The sequence below is a fragment of the Pseudomonas sp. C7.1 genome (assembly GCF_056312395.1).
This window is the reverse complement of sequence record NZ_JBWDTL010000003.1, coordinates 823925-840823: the sequence shown is the minus strand read 5'-3', so window position 1 is coordinate 840823 and position 16899 is coordinate 823925. Positions and strand designations below refer to the sequence as shown.

At 60.9% G+C, this 16899-nt stretch carries 16 protein-coding genes and 1 pseudogene; 16 read left to right on the top strand and 1 reads right to left on the bottom strand.

What is annotated here, in order from left to right; translation table 11 throughout:
* Positions 1 to 23 precede the first annotated feature (23 nt).
* From AC0T4W_RS07230 to AC0T4W_RS07215, 4 genes and pseudogenes are all read left to right on the top strand, one after another.
* The gene (locus tag AC0T4W_RS07230; RefSeq protein WP_476317992.1) at positions 24 to 1280 is read left to right on the top strand and encodes a TolC family protein; all 1257 of its coding nucleotides are present in this window, start codon (positions 24 to 26) and stop codon (positions 1278 to 1280) included.
* Positions 1277 to 2758: an efflux RND transporter periplasmic adaptor subunit gene (locus AC0T4W_RS07225; protein WP_476317989.1), complete on the top strand. Its 1482-nt coding sequence runs from the start codon at positions 1277 to 1279 to the stop codon at positions 2756 to 2758. Before AC0T4W_RS07230 ends, AC0T4W_RS07225 begins: the two co-directional genes overlap by 4 nt.
* Positions 2755 to 5914, top strand: a pseudogene (locus AC0T4W_RS07220) (efflux RND transporter permease subunit). Before AC0T4W_RS07225 ends, AC0T4W_RS07220 begins: the two are co-directional and overlap by 4 nt.
* Positions 5911 to 6264 (top strand): copper-binding protein, encoded by a 354-nt coding sequence (locus AC0T4W_RS07215; RefSeq protein WP_476317986.1) that lies wholly within the window; start codon positions 5911 to 5913, stop codon positions 6262 to 6264. The pseudogene AC0T4W_RS07220 and the gene AC0T4W_RS07215 overlap by 4 nt, the downstream one beginning before the upstream one ends.
* 147 nt (positions 6265 to 6411) lie before the next feature.
* Here AC0T4W_RS07215 and merR read toward each other — a convergent pair whose 3' ends face one another.
* Positions 6412 to 6876, bottom strand: a complete 465-nt coding sequence (gene merR / locus AC0T4W_RS07210; protein WP_476317984.1) for an Hg(II)-responsive transcriptional regulator — start codon at positions 6874 to 6876, stop codon at positions 6412 to 6414.
* Between the two features lie 71 nt (positions 6877 to 6947).
* Here merR and merT point away from each other — a divergent pair, with 71 nt between their 5' ends.
* The 12 genes from merT (at position 6948) to AC0T4W_RS07150 (ending at position 16797) form a co-directional block, all read left to right on the top strand.
* Entirely contained in the window at positions 6948 to 7298 is a 351-nt protein-coding gene (gene merT / locus AC0T4W_RS07205) for a mercuric ion transporter MerT (protein ID WP_476317981.1), read from the top strand.
* Positions 7299 to 7311: 13 nt separating this feature from the next.
* On the top strand, positions 7312 to 7593 hold the full coding sequence (gene merP, locus AC0T4W_RS07200) for a mercury resistance system periplasmic binding protein MerP (protein ID WP_476317979.1): 282 nt from the start codon (positions 7312 to 7314) through the stop codon (positions 7591 to 7593).
* Positions 7590 to 7832, top strand: a complete 243-nt coding sequence (merF, locus tag AC0T4W_RS07195) for a mercury resistance system transport protein MerF (protein ID WP_476317976.1) — start codon at positions 7590 to 7592, stop codon at positions 7830 to 7832. The genes merP and merF overlap by 4 nt, the downstream gene beginning before the upstream one ends.
* Positions 7829 to 9499 (top strand): mercury(II) reductase, encoded by a 1671-nt coding sequence (gene merA, locus AC0T4W_RS07190; RefSeq protein ID WP_476317973.1) that lies wholly within the window; start codon positions 7829 to 7831, stop codon positions 9497 to 9499. Before merF ends, merA begins: the two co-directional genes overlap by 4 nt.
* 152 nt (positions 9500 to 9651) lie before the next feature.
* Complete coding sequence (locus AC0T4W_RS07185) at positions 9652 to 9993, top strand: heavy-metal-associated domain-containing protein (RefSeq protein ID WP_476317971.1); 342 nt, start codon at positions 9652 to 9654, stop codon at positions 9991 to 9993.
* The gene (locus tag AC0T4W_RS07180) at positions 9990 to 10883 is read left to right on the top strand and encodes a transporter (protein WP_476317968.1); all 894 of its coding nucleotides are present in this window, start codon (positions 9990 to 9992) and stop codon (positions 10881 to 10883) included. The genes AC0T4W_RS07185 and AC0T4W_RS07180 overlap by 4 nt, the downstream gene beginning before the upstream one ends.
* 9 nt (positions 10884 to 10892) lie before the next feature.
* The gene (locus AC0T4W_RS07175) at positions 10893 to 11876 is read left to right on the top strand and encodes an NHL repeat-containing protein (protein WP_476317965.1); all 984 of its coding nucleotides are present in this window, start codon (positions 10893 to 10895) and stop codon (positions 11874 to 11876) included.
* Between the two features lie 193 nt (positions 11877 to 12069).
* On the top strand, positions 12070 to 12366 hold the full coding sequence (locus tag AC0T4W_RS07170; RefSeq protein WP_476317962.1) for a BufA1 family periplasmic bufferin-type metallophore: 297 nt from the start codon (positions 12070 to 12072) through the stop codon (positions 12364 to 12366).
* A 30-nt stretch (positions 12367 to 12396) separates the two neighbouring features.
* Positions 12397 to 13326, top strand: a complete 930-nt coding sequence (bufB, locus tag AC0T4W_RS07165) for an MNIO family bufferin maturase (protein ID WP_476317959.1) — start codon at positions 12397 to 12399, stop codon at positions 13324 to 13326.
* Positions 13323 to 14078, top strand: a complete 756-nt coding sequence (locus AC0T4W_RS07160) for an HvfC/BufC family peptide modification chaperone (RefSeq protein ID WP_476317956.1) — start codon at positions 13323 to 13325, stop codon at positions 14076 to 14078. Before bufB ends, AC0T4W_RS07160 begins: the two co-directional genes overlap by 4 nt.
* 6 nt (positions 14079 to 14084) lie before the next feature.
* Complete coding sequence (locus AC0T4W_RS07155; protein ID WP_476317953.1) at positions 14085 to 14576, top strand: DoxX family protein; 492 nt, start codon at positions 14085 to 14087, stop codon at positions 14574 to 14576.
* A complete protein-coding gene (locus AC0T4W_RS07150) occupies positions 14467 to 16797 on the top strand; it encodes a putative bifunctional diguanylate cyclase/phosphodiesterase (RefSeq protein WP_476317950.1) in 2331 nt (776 codons plus the stop codon). Before AC0T4W_RS07155 ends, AC0T4W_RS07150 begins: the two co-directional genes overlap by 110 nt.
* Positions 16798 to 16899: the final 102 nt, after the last annotated feature.

Sequence of the window (16899 nt, the reverse complement as noted above, 5' to 3'; positions counted from 1 at the left end):
GATCACCCACAGGAATCGAGAAAATGAATTTCCGACGCTATTGCGCAGGGCGCCTCTGTCTGGCGGCCCTCGCGTTATGTGGCCTGGCCGTACCCGGCCTGGCCGCCGCCCTTACCCTGGACGAGGCCCTGCGCCTGGCTGAGCGTGAGGCGCCGTCACTGGCGGCCCAGGCGGCCAACCGCGAGGCCGTCGGCCAGGCTGCCATCCCCGCCGGCGAATTGCCGGACCCCAAGCTGCTATTGGGCGTGCAGAACTTTCCCATCGAGGGCGATGCGCGTGGCCACTTCACCCGTGACTTCATGACCATGCAGATGGTCGGGGTTATGCAGGAAGTACCCAACCGCGCCAAGCGCCGCGCGCGGATCGAGGTCGCCCAGGCGGGCATCGACAGCGCCGATGCGTTAGAGCAGATCGAGCGCCTCAGGGTGCGCCGGGAAACCGCGCTGGCCTGGATCGGTGGCTTCGCTGTCGAGCGCAAGCTGCAGCTGTTCCAGAGCCTGTACGAGGAGAATCGCCTGCTGAGCAAGGCCGTACAGGCGCGCCTGGCCGGCGGTCGTGGCCAGGTGGCCGATAGTGTGGCACCCAAGCAAGAAGCGGCGCTGCTCGCCGAACAGGAGGATGAACTAGAACGTAACCGCACGCAGGCCCGCGCAGCCCTGCGCCGCTGGGTCGGGCCGGCTGCGGTCGAGCCGCTGACCGGCGCCTGGCCAAGCTGGCGAGTCGATGACCTGCATGTGCGCCACAGTGTGGATCGTCACCCGGTGCTGGAGGCCTTCACACCGCTGACGCAGCAGGCAGAGGCCCAAGTGCGGCTGGCCGAAGCAGACAAGCAGCCTGACTGGAGTTGGCAGCTGGCCTACCAGAAGCGCGGCGAGGCTTTTGGCGACATGGTTTCCGTGCAGTTTACCTTCGACCTACCGCTGTTCACCGCCAACCGCCAAAACCCGAAGATTGCCGCCAAACGCGCCGACCTGCTGCGGCTGGAGGCCGAGCGCGAGGACATGAGCCGCGATCACGTCCAGCAATTGGACGATGACCTGGCCGAGTACCGCCGCCTGGAGCGCGCCGTGCAGCGCAGCCGGCAGACCCTGGTAGCGCTCGCTGAGGAGAAGGTGCGCCTGGCCATGGCCGACTACCGTGCCGGCAGCGGCGAGCTGATGACCCTGGTCGCCGCGCGCCGCGAGCTGATCGAAACCCGCCTGAAACACATTGACCTTGAACAGCAACGCGCGCAGACCAGCGCCCGCCTGTATTTTGCCTACGGAGAAGGTAGCCAATGAAGACTCGAATTTGGCAAGGCACGCTGCTGACCGGCTTGACACTCGCCATTGGCGCAGCAGGCGGCTACTGGTTCGCGCAACCGCTTGTGGAGGCCGGGCCCAGCATGGCCAGTGCCCAGCAGGCCTCGGCAGCAGACGAGCGCGAGGTGCTCTATTGGTACGACCCCATGTACCCGCAACAGAAATTCGACCAGCCCGGCAAGTCGCCCTTTATGGACATGCAGTTGGTGCCACGCTATGCCGACGAGTCGGGCGACAGCGCGGCGGTCAGCATCGACCCGAGCGTCACCCAGAACCTCGGTATGCGCCTGGCCAGCGTCACCCGCGAGAGCTTGGCTAGCGAGCTGGAGGTGTTCGGCAGCCTGACCTTCAACAGCCGCGACGTCGCCGTGGTGCAGGCGCGTAGTGGTGGCTTCGTCGAGCGCGTCTACCGGCGTGCCCCTGAGGACCTGCTGGCGGTCGGCGACCCGCTGGCCGACCTGCTGGTACCCTCCTGGACGGCCGCCCAGGAGGAGTTCCTGGCCTTGCGCGAGATCGCTGACAAATCCCTGCTGGACGCTGCCCGTCAACGCCTGCGCCTGGCCGGCATGCCGCAGCAGCTTATCGCCCGCATCGAGCGCAGCGGCAAGATCCAGCCACTCTGGACGGTAACCAGTCCGATTGCAGGCGTGCTGCAGGAGCTTAATGTGCGCGAGGGCATGACCCTGGCCGCAGGCGAGGCGTTGGCCCGCATCAATGGCCTGAGCAGCGTCTGGCTCGAGGTGGCGGTGCCCGAAGCGGAAACCACCGGGGTCAGGCTCGGCCAAACGGTCGAGGCGCGCCTGCCGGCCTTTCCCGGCGAAGTGTTGAGCGGCACGGTCAGTGTCTTTTTACCCGAAGCCAATCTGGACAGCCGCACGGTCAGGCTGCGGGTCGAGCTGGACAACCCACAAGGCCGGCTGCGACCCGGAATGACGGCCCAGGTACGACTGCAACGCCCGAGCGAACAGAGCGCACTGTACGTGCCCAACGAGGCGGTGATCCGTACCGGCCGCCGGTCCCTGGTGATGCTCGCCGAGGCCGAGGGCAGTTACCGGCCGGTGGAGATTCGCCTGGGCCGGGAAAACACGGACAAGGTCGAAGTGCTGCAGGGCCTAGAGGAAGGCCAGCAGGTGGTTGCCTCCGGCCAGTTTCTGCTCGACTCGGAGGCCAGCCTGCGTGGCGTTTTCGCCCAGACTCTGGACTCGCCAGAAACCATGGCGATGCCAGCTTTGCATGAAGCACAAGGCAAGGTCGTCGACCTCGGCGAGAACGAGGTGACCCTGGCCCATGGCCCCTTCAAAACCCTCGGTATGCCCGGCATGACCATGAGTTTTCCGGTGGCCGATCCGGCCCTGCTGCAAGCCGTCCAGGCCGGTGATTCGGTGCGCTTTGGCGTGCGCGAAACGGACGACGGCCTGCGCATCGAGCAGCTGGAGAAGCTGGAGGTGCAACCATGATCGCCGCCCTGATCCGCTGGTCGGTGGCCAACCGTTTCCTGGTGCTACTGGCCACCCTGTTCGCCGTCGGCTGGGGTGTTTGGTCGGTGCAGAACACCGCCATCGATGCACTGCCGGACCTGTCCGACGTGCAGGTGATCATCCGCACCCCCTATGCGGGCCAAGCACCGCAGATCGTCGAGAATCAGGTCACCTATCCGCTGGCCACCACCATGCTTTCGGTGCCGGGGGCGAAGACTGTGCGCGGTTACTCCTTCTTCGGCGACAGCTTCGTCTACGTGCTGTTCGAGGATGGCACCGACCTGTACTGGGCGCGTTCGCGGGTGCTGGAATACCTCAGCCAGGTGCAGGCCCGCCTGCCTGCTGGAACCGCGCCAGCGTTGGGCCCGGACGCCACCGGGGTCGGCTGGATCTACCAGTACGCGCTGGTCGACCGCACGGGCAAACATGACCTGGCGCAGCTGCGCGCGCTGCAGGACTGGTTCCTCAAGTTCGAGCTGAAAACCGTGGCCAATGTCGCCGAGGTGGCCACCATCGGCGGCATGGTCAAGCAGTACCAGGTGCTGCTCGACCCGATAAAGCTGGCCAGCCGCAGCATCACCCAGCAGCAGGTCGCCGAGGCAATCTCCAGGGCCAACCAGGAAACCGGTGGTGCGCTGCTGGAGCTGGCGGAAACCGAATTTATGGTGCGCGCCTCGGGTTATCTGCAGACGCTGAATGATTTTCGCAGCATACCCCTGCGCCTGGATGCAGGCGGCGTGCCGGTCACCCTCGGCGAGGTGGCGCATATCCAGCTCGGTCCGGAAATGCGCCGGGGCATCGCCGAACTGGATGGCGAGGGCGAGGTGGTCGGCGGCGTGGTGATCCTGCGCAGCGGCAAGAACGCCCGCGAGGCCATCGCCGCGGTCAAGGTCAAGCTCGACGAGTTGAAAAGCAGCCTGCCCGAGGGGGTGGAGATCGTCACCACCTATGACCGCAGCAAGCTGATCGACCGCGCCGTGGAAAACCTCAGTCACAAGCTGATCGAGGAATTTATCGTGGTGGCGCTGATCTGCGCGCTGTTCCTCTGGCACCTGCGTTCCTCGCTGGTAGCCATCGTCTCGCTGCCGGTTGGCATCCTGATTGCCTTTATCGTCATGCAACAGCAGGGCATCAACGCCAACATCATGTCGCTCGGCGGCATCGCCATCGCCATCGGCGCCATGGTCGACGCGGCGGTGGTGATGATCGAGAACGCCCACAAGAAGATCGAGGCCTGGCGCGAGGAGCATCCGGGCGAGGAACTCAAGGGTGCCCAGCACTGGCACGTGATCACCGAGGCGGCGGTGGAAGTCGGCCCGGCGCTGTTCTTCTGCCTGCTGATCATCACCCTGTCGTTTATTCCGGTGTTCACCCTCCAGGCCCAGGAAGGCCGGTTGTTCGGCCCGCTGGCCTTCACCAAAACCTACGCCATGGCCGCCGCAGCTGGGCTGTCGGTGACCCTGGTGCCGGTATTGATGGGCTACTGGATTCGCGGACGGATTCCCGACGAGCAACGCAACCCGCTCAATCGCTGGCTGATTCGTATCTACCAGCCGGCTCTTGACGCGGTACTGCAATGGCCGAAGACCACCCTGCTGGTTGCACTACTGATCTTACTCAGTGCGCTCTGGCCGATGACCCGCCTGGGCGGCGAGTTCCTCCCCCCTGGACGAGGGCGACCTGCTCTATATGCCCACCGCCCTGCCGGGACTCTCGGCGCAGAAGGCCGCCCAGTTGTTGCAGCAGACGGACCGGCTGATCAAGACGGTACCGGAGGTCGCCCATGTGTTCGGCAAGGCCGGCCGCGCCGAAACCGCCACCGACCCGGCACCGCTGGAGATGTTCGAAACCACCATTCAGTTCAAGCCACGTGAACAGTGGCGGCCCGGCATGACCCCGGAGAAGCTGGTGGAGGAACTGGATCGCGCCGTGCAGGTGCCAGGGTTAGCCAACCTGTGGATTCCGCCAATCCGCAACCGCATCGACATGCTCGCCACCGGGATCAAGAGCCCGATTGGGGTCAAGGTTGCCGGCAGCAACCTGGCGCAAATCGACGAAGTGACCCAGGCGGTGGAGCGCGTGGCCAAAACGGTGCCGGGGATTAGCTCGGCCCTGGCCGAACGCCTCACTGGTGGGCGCTATATCGATGTGGATATCGACCGCGATGCGGCGGCACGCTACGGCATGAACATCGCCGACGTACAAGCAATAGTCGCCGGTGCCATCGGCGGGGCGAACATCGGCGAGACCATCGAGGGCCTGGCGCGCTTCCCCATCAGCTTGCGTTACCCGCGCGAGTGGCGCGATTCGCTGGCCGGGCTGCAGCAGTTGCCGATCTATACCCCCCAGGGCAGCCAGATCACCCTCGGCACGGTGGCGAAGGTCAAGATCAGCGACGGCCCGCCGATGCTCAAGAGCGAGAATGCACGGCTCTCGGGCTGGGTGTATATCGACGTGCGCGGGCGCGACCTGGCCTCGGTGGTGGCAGACCTACGCCAGGCCATCAGCGAACAAGTCGAGTTGCAGCCGGGCATGAGCCTCAGCTACTCGGGCCAGTTCGAGTTTCTTGAACGGGCCAACGCGCGGCTCAAGCTGGTGGTGCCGGCCACCCTGCTGATCATCTTCGTGCTGCTCTACTTGTGCTTCGCCCGCTTCAGCGAGGCTGCGCTGATCATGGCCACACTGCCCTTCGCCCTGGTCGGCGGCATCTGGTTCCTCTACCTGCTCGGCTACAACCTGTCGGTGGCCACGGGGGTGGGCTTTATCGCCCTGGCCGGGGTGGCCGCCGAGTTCGGCGTGATTATGCTGCTGTACCTGAAGAATGCCTGGGCCGAGCGCGAGGACGCCGGCGACAGCAGCGAGCAGGCGCTGGTCGAGGCGATCCGCGAAGGCGCGGTGCAGCGCGTGCGGCCCAAGGCCATGACCGTGGCGGTGATCATCGCCGGCCTGCTGCCGATCCTCCTGGACAGCGGCACCGGCAGCGAGATCATGAGCCGCATCGCCGCGCCCATGGTTGGCGGCATGATCACCGCGCCGCTGTTGTCTCTGTTTGTTCTACCAGCGGCTTATCGCCTGATGCGCCGCCGCCAAACCACTGATCTCATAACCAACCCAGCAGAAGGAAAACTCGCATGAACTACCCACTCGTAGGTGCCCTGGTCGTTGCACTCGGCCAGCCGGTCTTCGCTGCAGACATGCCGGCCATGCCCATGGACAAGATGCCCATGAAAGCGATGCAGATGGAGCAATCGAGGGCTGCGGCAACCGCCCAGGCTTCCGGCACCGTCAAGGCCATCGACAGCCAGAAGGGCAGTGTCACCATCGCCCATGGCCCCGTGCCTGCCCTGAAGTGGCCGGCGATGACCATGGGCTTCAAGGCGACGCCCGAGCAACTGGCGCAGGTGCAGGTCGGCCAACAGGTGATGTTCGAGTTCACGAGCGAAGGCATGGCGGCGACGCTGCTGTCGATTGAAGCGGTGAAGTAACGCCGTGCAGCGGGCTGGCTCGATGTTCTCGGGCCGGCTCTTCATGCGACTAACCGGCAGCCACTACTGCCCAAGACCCCAGCGCAATCTCACTGCCATCCTCCTTGTATGCTCCTTCGGTTGGGAGGTTGGCCCTCGGTGCCTGAGTCAGGCACCTTTTTTATGGTTCTTCGCGGGACGCCTTTGCGCAGGCGCGGCGAGTATCGTGCCCCGCTGCAAAGACGCGACCAGCGGGCAGGAAAAATTCCCCTTGTGTGAGTGGCAGGCCCACACCAGCTCGGATAAGGCAGTCTCCATACGGGTCAGATCTGCCAATTTCTCTCGTACATCCTTGAGCTTGTACTCAGCCAGGCGGCCGGCTTCCTCGCAGTGAGTGCCATCTTCCAAGCGCAGTAATTCGGCTATCTCGTCCAGGCTGAAACCGAGCCGCTGCGCCGATTTCACGAACCGCACCCGTGCCACATCCGTCTCGCCGTAACGGCGAATACTGCCGTAGGGCTTGTCCGGTTCTGGCAACAGCCCCTTGCGTTGATAGAACCGGATGGTTTCCACGTTGACCTCAGCCTCCTTGGCGAAGGCCCCTATGGTCAGATCACCCACAGTGCTTTCCATATCGCTTGACTCCGTACTTGACTACGGAGGTAACTTTAGATCATTGCTCAACTGCTCTAAAGGAGAAATGCATGCCTGCACCATCAACTGGGCGCGCCCCTCTTGTCGCGGGTGGGCTAGCGGCAATTCTCGCCTCGACGTGCTGTTTGGGGCCGTTGGTTCTGATCACTCTGGGTTTCAGCGGGGCCTGGATCGGCAACCTGACCGTGCTGGAGCCCTACCGGCCGCTATTTATCGGCGCGGCACTGGTGGCGCTGTTCTTCGCCTGGCGGCGTATTTTCCGCCCGGCTCAGGCCTGCAAATCGGGCGAGGTCTGCGCCATCCCACAGGTGCGCACCACCTACAAACTCATCTTCTGCATCGTGGCCTTGTTGGTCTTGGTTGCGCTCGGATTTCCTTATGTTCTTCCCTTGCTCTATTAACCCGGAGTTCACCATGAAGAAACTATTAGCCATCCTCGCACTCACTGCCGTTGCTGCCCCGATTTGGGCCGCCACTCAGACCGTCACCCTGTCGGTGCCCGGCATGACCTGCGCCGCCTGCCCGTTCACGGTCAAAGCTGCGCTCTCCAAGGTCGATGGTGTGAGTAAGACCGATGTGAACTTCGACGAGCGCGAGGCCGTCGTCACCTTCGATGACGCCAAGACCAGCGTGCAGAAGCTGACAGAAGCCACCGAAAACGCGGGTTATCCATCAGCCTTAAAGGGTGGCTCATGAAAAACTCCACGCTGCTTAAATTCGGCATCTTCGGCACGATCATCGTCGCCTTATGCTGCTTCACACCCATCCTGGTCGTGCTGCTCGCCGCAGTCGGGCTGGCCTCGCTGACCGGCTATTTGGACTACGTGTTGCTGCCCGCGCTGATCCTATTCATCGGCTTGACCCTTTACGCCGTTAGTCGCAAGCGCAATGCCGATGCTTGCTGCACCCCACCTACTATTGAAGAAAAAAAATGATCGAACTATCAGTAGAGGGCATGACCTGCACGTCCTGCGCCACGCATATCGAAGCAGCACTGGGCAAGGTTCCCGGCGTCAAACAAGCCTCGGCTTCTTATGCTGAAGGCAAGGCAAGCGTGGTGGCAGACGTTGCTATCGACCGCAACCAGGTGCTCGCTGCCATCACCGCACTGGGCTATCAGGCCACTTTTAACGAAGTCGGCGGCAAACGCGGCTCTGATGCAATGGCTGCCACTGACAAAATATCCGCCACTGACAATAGCGGACGCCCATTGCAGATTGCCGTTATCGGCAGCGGCGGCGGTGCTATGGCGGCAGCACTCAAGGCAGCCGAACTCGGCGCGCAGGTGACACTGATAGAACGTGGCTCCCTCGGCGGTACGTGCGTGAATATCGGCTGCGTACCCTCCAAGATCATGATCCGCGCGGCCCATATCGCCCATCTGCGCCGGGAAAGCCCGTTCGACGGTGGCATCGCGGCAACCGAGCCGGCGATTGACCGGGGCAAATTACTGGCCCAGCAACAAGCACGCGTCGATGAACTGCGCCACGCCAAGTACGAAGGCATCCTGGACGGCAATCCGGCGATTACCGTGCTGCACGGCGAGGCGCGCTTCAACGATGCGCAACACCTCATCGTGCGCTCAAGCAAGGGCGACGAGCACGAACTGGCCTTCGACCGCTGCCTGATCGCCAGCGGCGCCAGCCCTGCTGTTCCGCCGATTCCCGGTTTGCAAAAAACGCCCTACTGGACCTCGACTGAAGCCTTGGTGAGCGACACCCTGCCAGCCCGGTTGGCGGTGATCGGCTCATCGGTAGTGGCCCTGGAACTGGCGCAAGCCTTCGCCCGGCTAGGCAGCCAAGTCACGATCCTGGCGCGTAATAGCTTGTTCTTCCGCGACGACCCGGCCATCGGCGAAGCCATCACGGCCGCGTTTCGCCTAGAGAACATCGAGGTGCTGGAACATACCCAGGCCAGCCAGATCGCTTATGCGAACGATGCATTTGTGCTCACCACCAACAACGGCGAAGTGCGCGCCGACAAGCTGCTGATCGCCACCGGCCGCACGCACAATACCCCCGGCCTGGCGCTGGAGGCAGCGGGCGTCGAGGTCAATGCGCAAGGCGCCATCATCATCGACAAGGCCATGCGTACCAGCAGTGCGCATATCTACGCCGCCGGCGACTGCACTGACCAGCCGCAGTTCGTCTATGTGGCAGCGGCTGCTGGCACGCGGGCAGCGATCAACATGACCGGCGGCGACGCCACCCTCGATCTGACAGCCATGCCAGCGGTGGTGTTTACCGACCCACAGGTCGCCACCGTGGGCCTGACTGAGGCCGAGGCGCATGCACAAAACATCGAGACCGACAGCCGCACGCTCAGCTTGGACAACGTACCCCGCGCCCTGGCCAACTTTGACACCCGGGGCTTTATCAAGCTGGTGGCAGAGGTGGACACTGGCCGACTCATCGGCGTGCAGGCAGTGGCACCAGAAGCCGGCGAGTTGATCCAAACGGCGGTGCTGGCGATTCGGGCGCAGATGACAGTGCAAGACCTGGGCAACACCTTGTTCCCCTACCTGACCATGGTCGAGGGCTTGAAATTGTGCGCGCAGACATTTACCAAGGACGTGAAGCAGCTTTCCTGCTGCGCGGGTTAATCCGGCTACGAAACTGAACACTTACATTGCTTCCGCCATTAATTCCTTGTCGGACGCTTAGGGCCGAAAAATTTCAGTTCAGCGTTTGACCTTGGCCTTAACTCCAAGGTTTATCGTGCTCAATTATCAACCGCAAAGAATGGGAGATAACTATGAACGTAGGAACATTCACCCGGCGTATGGTCGGCGCATTAAGCCTCTTCCTGGTGGCGACCAGTGTATGGGCCGCTCCGCCTGTTTACCAACTGCATGTGGACGGCTTGGCCTGCCCCTTCTGTGCCTATGGCATTGAGAAGAAGCTCGGTGCAGTCGATGGCGTCCAGAGCCTGGAAACCAATATCAAGGACGGCACCGTGAGCGTCACTATGCAAGACGGTGTGGTACTTGAGGAAGCAGCGGCCAAACAGGCGGTGGAAGAAGCTGGCTTTAGCCTGAACAAGATTGAGCAAGTTGAGCCTGTTGCACAGGAGATGCCGACGGGGAAAGCAAAATGAAGAGCCTGCTCAACACAGGGTTAGCCACCCTGTGCCTATCAGCCGCCAACGCCTGGAGCGCGCCAATCACCTTCAACACCGCGTTGCCGGTGCATGAGGGTGGCTACGTGCTGCGTGAGCAGTTGGTCTTTATGAAAAACGCCGATGACTCCACGCCGGCCAATCGTGACGTGGAAGTGACCGGCCTGGTGTCGGTGCTGGGCTATGGCGTAAACCGGGATTTCGCGTTGTTCGGCATACTGCCCTGGTTCGACAAGCGCCTGGATATGAGCATGGGCGGGCAGCATCTTAGCCGCCAACAATCGGGCATTGGCGATCTCACTTTACTGGGCCGCTACACCGCATACGAATACAACGCACCTGGGCGCACTTTTCGTATCGCGCCGTTTTTAGGCGTGAAAGCGCCGACCGGCGAGGATAATGCCCGCGACGGTTCAGGCCGCCTGCCAGCCCCGCTGCAGCCTGGCTCCGGCTCGTGGGATGCGCTCGGTGGCGTGGTGCTCACCTATCAGACGCTGGATTTCGAGATCGACGGTCAGGTGAGCTACAAGGCCAACCGGGAAGCCAACGGCTTTCAGGCTGGTAATGTTGCCAACCTCGACACCTCGCTGCAGTACCGGCTGTGGCCACGTAGCTTGGCTGCGGGGGTTCCCGCATTTCTCTATGGTGTGCTCGAAGCCAATCTCGTGCATTCGGCCAGGGATCGCAGCGGCGGAGTGGACGATCCGAATTCGGGGGGCACCACGCTGTTCATCACGCCTGGGCTGCAATATGTCACCCGCAAATGGATCGTCGAGGCCGGTGTTCAGGTTCCCGTCAGCCAGCAGCTTAACGGCACGGCACTGCAGAACGATTACGTTTTGACCACCGGCTTGCGCATCAATTTCTGAGGCCCAACCATGCAACTTAAAGCAGTAGCCAAGTGGGCTAAAAATAGCGTGATCGTGCCGGTAGCGCTGCTGGCTGCTGGTTGGCTGGCTTTCGTGCCGTCGGCCAAGGAGCCACCCTATGCTTTTGTGACTGCATGGGGCGAGAAAGGCCGCGCGCCGGGGCAATTCAACGATCCGACCGGGATCACTGTCGCTGGCGACGAAGTGTTTGTTGCCGACTCGCGCAACGGTCGCATCCAGGTCTTCGACCTCGATGGTCATTTCAAGCGCCAATTTGGCACCCCCGGCAAAGATGCCGGGCAACTCGGCCGCCCCATGAATCTGACCATCCACAGCGGTGAGCTTTACGTCGCCGAGTACTTCAACGACCGGATTCAGGTATTTGGGCTCGACGGCGCGGCGAAGCGGATGATTGGAAAATCCGGTAGTGGTCCAGGCGAGTTTAATGCGCCGGGTGGCGTAGCAGTGGCGCCTAACGGCGACTTGTTTGTCGCGGACTTCTACAATCACCGCGTGCAACAGCTTAAGGCAGAGGGTGTTTTTGTGCGTCAATGGGGTGTCACCGGTGAAAAGGGCCACGGCGCCGGTGCATTTATCTATCCGACCGATGTTGCGCTCGACCGCAATGGCACGCTTTACGTCGCGGACGCCTATGCCAACCGCATCCAGGTCTTCGACTCTGCGGGAAAGCCAATCAATAAATGGGGTGGCCCTTTCGCCGTGGGCATTCCCGGTTCGTTCAATGGCTGGTTCAAAGTCGTCCCCGGCATCGCCGTCGGGCCGCAGGGCGATATCTTTGCGGCTGATTTCTACAATCATCGATTTCAGAAGTTCAGGGCCGATGGGACTTTCCTGACCAGCTTCGGTGGCAAAGGCAGCGGGCCAGGGCAGTTTGATCATCCCATCGCCATTGCCGTAGCGAGCGACGGAACGATATTTGTGGCTGATTTCGCCAATAACCGAATCGCGAAGTGGCGTCAGACAAAGCCTTGAGTATGGTGCCGAGCTGTTGCTCTTGGCTCCCAACTTGCCGCACAGGCTTCATGACCTAGACTGAAAAAGCCCAACCCAACTAGATTTAGTTGGCGCTTGTAACAAGTCGCAGCTCACATCCTCTAAAGCGTGCAGGGTTTAAAAACGCCTGCCCTTATCTCCGCACTATTTTAATGTCTGAAGGAATCGACTCATGAATAAAGCAGTAACCACCGCATCCCTGGCTCTGGCGCTGAGCGCAGCCCTGGCAGTGGCCGCCACCCCAATGGCCGCCCAAGCTGCGGAAAAGGACAAATGCTTCGGCGTTGCGCTGAAAGGTAAAAACGACTGCAAGGCAGGTGCAGGCACGTCCTGTGCTGGCACTTCAAAAGTCGACCATCAAGGCAATGCATGGTCCCTGGTACCCAAAGGCACTTGTGAGCAAACCGCATCTCCGACGTCACCAACCGGCTTTGGCCAGCTCCAAGAGTTCAAGGAAAAGAGCGCCTGACCCGTCAGTAAACGGTCACGGAGCCTTCCTATGAACCAGCCTCTTGGCCATGAACCGTTTACGGTGGGTGCTGTTTCGCCAGCACCCACCCAACTGCCAAATCAGACCGGTATCGGTTTAAAGCCCGAACACTTTCGCGAAGTCCTCGCGCAGTTGCCGGTGCTGGGATTCTTTGAAATCCACGCTGAGAATTACATGGTGGCGGGCGGGCCTTATCACCATTACCTGGAAAAGATTCGCGCCCTCTACCCGCTCTCAATCCATGGCGTGGGCCTGTCCATTGGCGGTCAGGAGCCGCTGGATGAAGCCCACCTGAAACGGCTCTCAGCATTGCTGGAGCGTTACCAGCCAGAGTCCTTTTCCGAACACCTTGCCTGGTCCAGTCACGGCGGCACATTTCTGAACGATCTGCTGCCCCTACCCTATACCCAACGCACACTTACCCATGTGTGCGCGCACATCGACCATGTTCAGGAGCGTCTGGGCAGGCGCATGCTGCTGGAAAACCCGGCAACCTATGTACAGTTTCGCGCCTCGACCATGGCCGAAAGCGAATTTATGAGCGAGGTCATTCACCGCACAGGTTGTGGCCTGTTGTTGGACGTCAACAATGTGCATGTGGCCTGCGCCAACCATGGCGGCAATGCCCGTGAGTACATCCTGGGCTTACCGCTACAGGCCATTGCTGAGATCCACCTGGCTGGATTTGCCGAAGAGAGAGACAGCACTGGCGCACCCTTGTTGATCGACAGTCATGGCGCCCCCGTAGCACCCTGCGTGTGGGATCTGTATGCCTTTACCCTGGGGCTGACGGGCCCCAAACCGACATTGATTGAGCGCGACAACAATGTTCCCGAGCTGGCGACTCTTGTGGCGGAAGCACGCCAAGCGGATGCGCTGATAAATCGACTATTCCACGGACGGCCAGCCCAGCGCTCACTGGATAGGGCTCCTACATGACGAATCAAGATGAGTTTGCCGCCTGCTTGCTACAACAGGCATGCCCGCCAGACCTGCATACCTGGAACGGCTCCGATCCGGCGCAGCGTTTTGCGGTTTATCGCAACAACGTCACGATGTCGCTTGTCGACGCCCTGGTTGACACTTTTCCCGTGACCCAGGCAATGGTCGGCGAAGAATTTTTCCGCGCCATGGCTCACGTGTTTGTCCGCGCAGAGCCGCCAACCTCCCCGCTACTGGTCTTTTATGGCGAGTATTTGCCCGACTTTATTCAGGGCTTTACCCCGGCCGCCGGGCTGCCTTATTTGGCTGATCTCGCACGTTTGGAAATGTGCTACGTGAAGGCCTACCACGCGGCCGATGCAGCGCCCTTGGCATTGTCCGAACTGGCGAGCCTGCTCAGCGATGAAAGCACCCTGGCTGAGGTGTATTTCACCCTGCACCCCAGCCTGCACCTTATTCGCTCGCGCTACGCGGTCGTTTCGCTCTGGGCCGCACATCAAGATGCAGCCCCTGCCAGTCGCCTGGGAAGCATTGATCTCAATAGTAGCGAGGCCGCGCTAGTGATACGCCAGGGGCTCGACGTGGAGGTTATCCCTATCGAGCAAGGTGCCGCTGAGTTCATCGACAACCTGCACAACCATTGCAGCTTCGAGGCAGCAGCAAATACTGCCACGGCATTTAACCTCGGAGCAGCACTGGAGCTACTGCTGCGCTGCAACGCCATTAGCCATTTCACCCTCCAGGAGTAATCCAACATGCATGACGCTCGCCCGGTACAGTTGATCAAGGGATTGATTGCGCTGTTTGAACGAACGCCCTATTGGTTGATCGCCTTGCTTGGGCGCTTTTCTGTAGCGGCGATTTTCTGGAAGTCCGGGCAGACCAAAGTACAGGGCTTTGCCTTGGACATCGTGTCAGGCGAGTTTCAATTCGGTTTACCACAGCTTTCCGACTCGGCCGTGTTCCTGTTTCAGGAAGAATATCGGCTGCCGCTGATCGCTCCGGAGCCTGCTGCGATTATGGCGGCCTTTGCCGAACACGTTTTCCCGGCACTGATCCTAGTGGGCCTGGCTACGCGCTTCTCTGCCCTGGCCTTGTTGATCATGACCCTAACCATCCAGTTGCTGGTCTACCCGGATGCCTACCCGACGCACGGGGTATGGGCCGCTGTGTTGTTACTGCTACTGGCGAAAGGCCCAGGCGCTGTTGCCCTGGATCACTTTATTGCCCGCAGATTCAGCTCATAACGCACTGACCCGGCGGCAAATCCCGGCTTGCTGGCTCGGTTTCGCGATTAACGTGGAATGCCCCAACCAGCCCTTCAAGGACCGGAGGTACGCCAACATGATAGGGCGCAATATCAGGCGCTTCGCCCACTGCGTTTCAATCAGAAGCCGCCTGGCCTTGGCGTTTTCGATATTGCTGGGACTATCTCTCAGCGTTTCACTCGTTGCCCTGCATCGGTTTGAAACGCTGACTAGCAGCATGCATGAATTCGTCGACCAACCGGCACGGCTAGCCGTTCTTGCCCAGCGCGCCAACCACCATTCACTATCCGCCGCCATCCAGCTGCTGCGCTTGCTGCAAACACCCGACAAGACCAAGCGAGTCACGCTGTATGCCAATATGGATGCTGCAATGGCAGCATCCGACGCGGCCATCGGAGGGCTGGCGCGAGCCGCCGAATCAGCACAGCAGAAAAATGACATTGCCCACATCATCGCTCTGCGTGAGGCCTATGGCGCACTCTTTCAGGAAACCGTCGAACTGATCGAAATCGAAGGGTTACCCCAAGCGAGGGAGCACTTTGATCAGCACACGGACTCCGCACTTAACGCCCTGCTGCGTGAGACCCTGGGCCTTACCGAGTATCAGCGCGAGCAGATGAGCCTCGCAGTCGAAGACTTTGAGCAGTCGGCCAGCCGAACACGCTGGCTGATTGTGCTTATCACCGGGAGCGCCCTGTTGCTCGGCGGCCTACTGGCCCTGGTGATTGCACGCTCCATTGTCACCCCCATAGGCGAGGCAGTAGCGGTAGCTGAAACCATCGCCGACGGCAACTACCGTAAGAAAATCCCGCGTGGCCGTGGCCCAGAAATGCGCGTGCTACTGCGTGCACTGGCAACCATGCGGCACAGCATCATGCTGCGCGAGAAGCGAATCAGCAGGCTGGCCTACGTCGATAGCCTAACGGACCTACCCAACCGCACCCACTTTATGGAACGACTCGCCATTGCCGTGTCACAGGGGCATGGCGCGCTACTGCTGTTGGATATCGACCGTTTCGCCCCGATCAATAATGCCTTGGGGCATGAGGTAGGAGACCGGGTACTGAGTGAGGTCGCCAACTGTTTGAACGCTTGCGTGAGCAGCCCGCATATAGTGGCCCGACTGGGCAGTGATGAGTTCGCCCTGCTCTACGAAGGTGTCGACAGAGCCGCTAGCGCTGAACACATCCAGATGATTCTGGATGCACTGCATAAGCCGATGCTACTCGATGGCCAACGCCTGGATATCGATGTGAGCCTGGGCGTGGTGTTTTATCCTGACGATGGCGTTGATCTCACCGCCTTGCTAAGGCGCGCCGACCTGGCACTCAAGGCGGCCAAACGCAGGCACGACAGTTATGCCTTTGGCGCAGAATTCGAGGACGTGGTGCGGCATGAACAACTGACAATGCTGGGGGACATGCGCGAAGCCCTGGCACGCCATGAGTTCATCATTTACTACCAACCTAAAATGGATCTCGGCAGTGGTCGAATTGCAGGGGTAGAGGCATTACTGCGCTGGCAGCATCCAGCGCGTGGAATGATTGCTCCGGATCTGTTTATCCCGTTTGCCGAGCAGACCGGTTTTATCCGCGAAATCACCCCCTGGCTGATCCATGAGGTCATTGCCCAAGCGGCACGCTGGCAACGCGACAACATTGAACTGGTCGCCTCAATTAATATTTCGGCGCTCGATCTACTCAACCCTCAGCTTGTTCGCCATATCACCCAAGCGTTGGCGCAGACCAACTTGCCAGCCAGGTTGATTTGCCTGGAAATTACCGAAAGCGCCCTGATGGAAGACCCTGAGCTTGCCAGCTCTCACCTCAATACGCTGGCTGATACAGGTGTGAAGCTGTCGATTGATGACTACGGGGCCGGTCACGCTTCTCTGGCCTATGTCAGAACACTTCCGGTCAGCGAATTGAAAATTGATCGCGCCTTCGTATCCCAGGTCGATCAGTTGCATAAAAACGCCGCTATCGTGCGCTCGACCCTTCTGCTCTGTCGTGAGCTTGGCTTGTCAGTGGTTGCCGAGGGGGTCGAGACCGCCAGCGAACTGCAATGGCTGCAGGCCAACCAGTGTGACCAAGCGCAAGGTTTTTATATTGGCAGACCCATGCCACTGGACGCGCTACAGGTATGGCTGGCCAACCATGATGCCGACAGTGTCAGTCCACAGGCAGCACTGCACAACTGACAGGCCGTTGAAAAACGTAGGCGAGGCAGGCAAGACAAGGCAAAAACGGCCGAAAAAGCGGAGTTTACGTGCTGTAAATGAGCATTTTGAGGCCGTTTTTAG

Coding starts and splice junctions, on each gene's coding strand:
- AC0T4W_RS07185 (WP_476317971.1), top strand. CDS start 9,652: ATGAACGTAGGAACATTCACCCGGCGTATGGTCGGCGCATTAAGCCTC.
- merP (WP_476317979.1), top strand. CDS start 7,312: ATGAAGAAACTATTAGCCATCCTCGCACTCACTGCCGTTGCTGCCCCG.
- AC0T4W_RS07170 (WP_476317962.1), top strand. CDS start 12,070: ATGAATAAAGCAGTAACCACCGCATCCCTGGCTCTGGCGCTGAGCGCA.
- AC0T4W_RS07225 (WP_476317989.1), top strand. CDS start 1,277: ATGAAGACTCGAATTTGGCAAGGCACGCTGCTGACCGGCTTGACACTC.
- AC0T4W_RS07215 (WP_476317986.1), top strand. CDS start 5,911: ATGAACTACCCACTCGTAGGTGCCCTGGTCGTTGCACTCGGCCAGCCG.
- AC0T4W_RS07175 (WP_476317965.1), top strand. CDS start 10,893: ATGCAACTTAAAGCAGTAGCCAAGTGGGCTAAAAATAGCGTGATCGTG.
- AC0T4W_RS07230 (WP_476317992.1), top strand. CDS start 24: ATGAATTTCCGACGCTATTGCGCAGGGCGCCTCTGTCTGGCGGCCCTC.
- merA (WP_476317973.1), top strand. CDS start 7,829: ATGATCGAACTATCAGTAGAGGGCATGACCTGCACGTCCTGCGCCACG.
- AC0T4W_RS07155 (WP_476317953.1), top strand. CDS start 14,085: ATGCATGACGCTCGCCCGGTACAGTTGATCAAGGGATTGATTGCGCTG.
- merR (WP_476317984.1), bottom strand. CDS start 6,876: ATGGAAAGCACTGTGGGTGATCTGACCATAGGGGCCTTCGCCAAGGAG.
- bufB (WP_476317959.1), top strand. CDS start 12,397: ATGAACCAGCCTCTTGGCCATGAACCGTTTACGGTGGGTGCTGTTTCG.
- AC0T4W_RS07180 (WP_476317968.1), top strand. CDS start 9,990: ATGAAGAGCCTGCTCAACACAGGGTTAGCCACCCTGTGCCTATCAGCC.
- AC0T4W_RS07160 (WP_476317956.1), top strand. CDS start 13,323: ATGACGAATCAAGATGAGTTTGCCGCCTGCTTGCTACAACAGGCATGC.
- merT (WP_476317981.1), top strand. CDS start 6,948: ATGCCTGCACCATCAACTGGGCGCGCCCCTCTTGTCGCGGGTGGGCTA.
- AC0T4W_RS07150 (WP_476317950.1), top strand. CDS start 14,467: ATGCCTACCCGACGCACGGGGTATGGGCCGCTGTGTTGTTACTGCTAC.
- merF (WP_476317976.1), top strand. CDS start 7,590: ATGAAAAACTCCACGCTGCTTAAATTCGGCATCTTCGGCACGATCATC.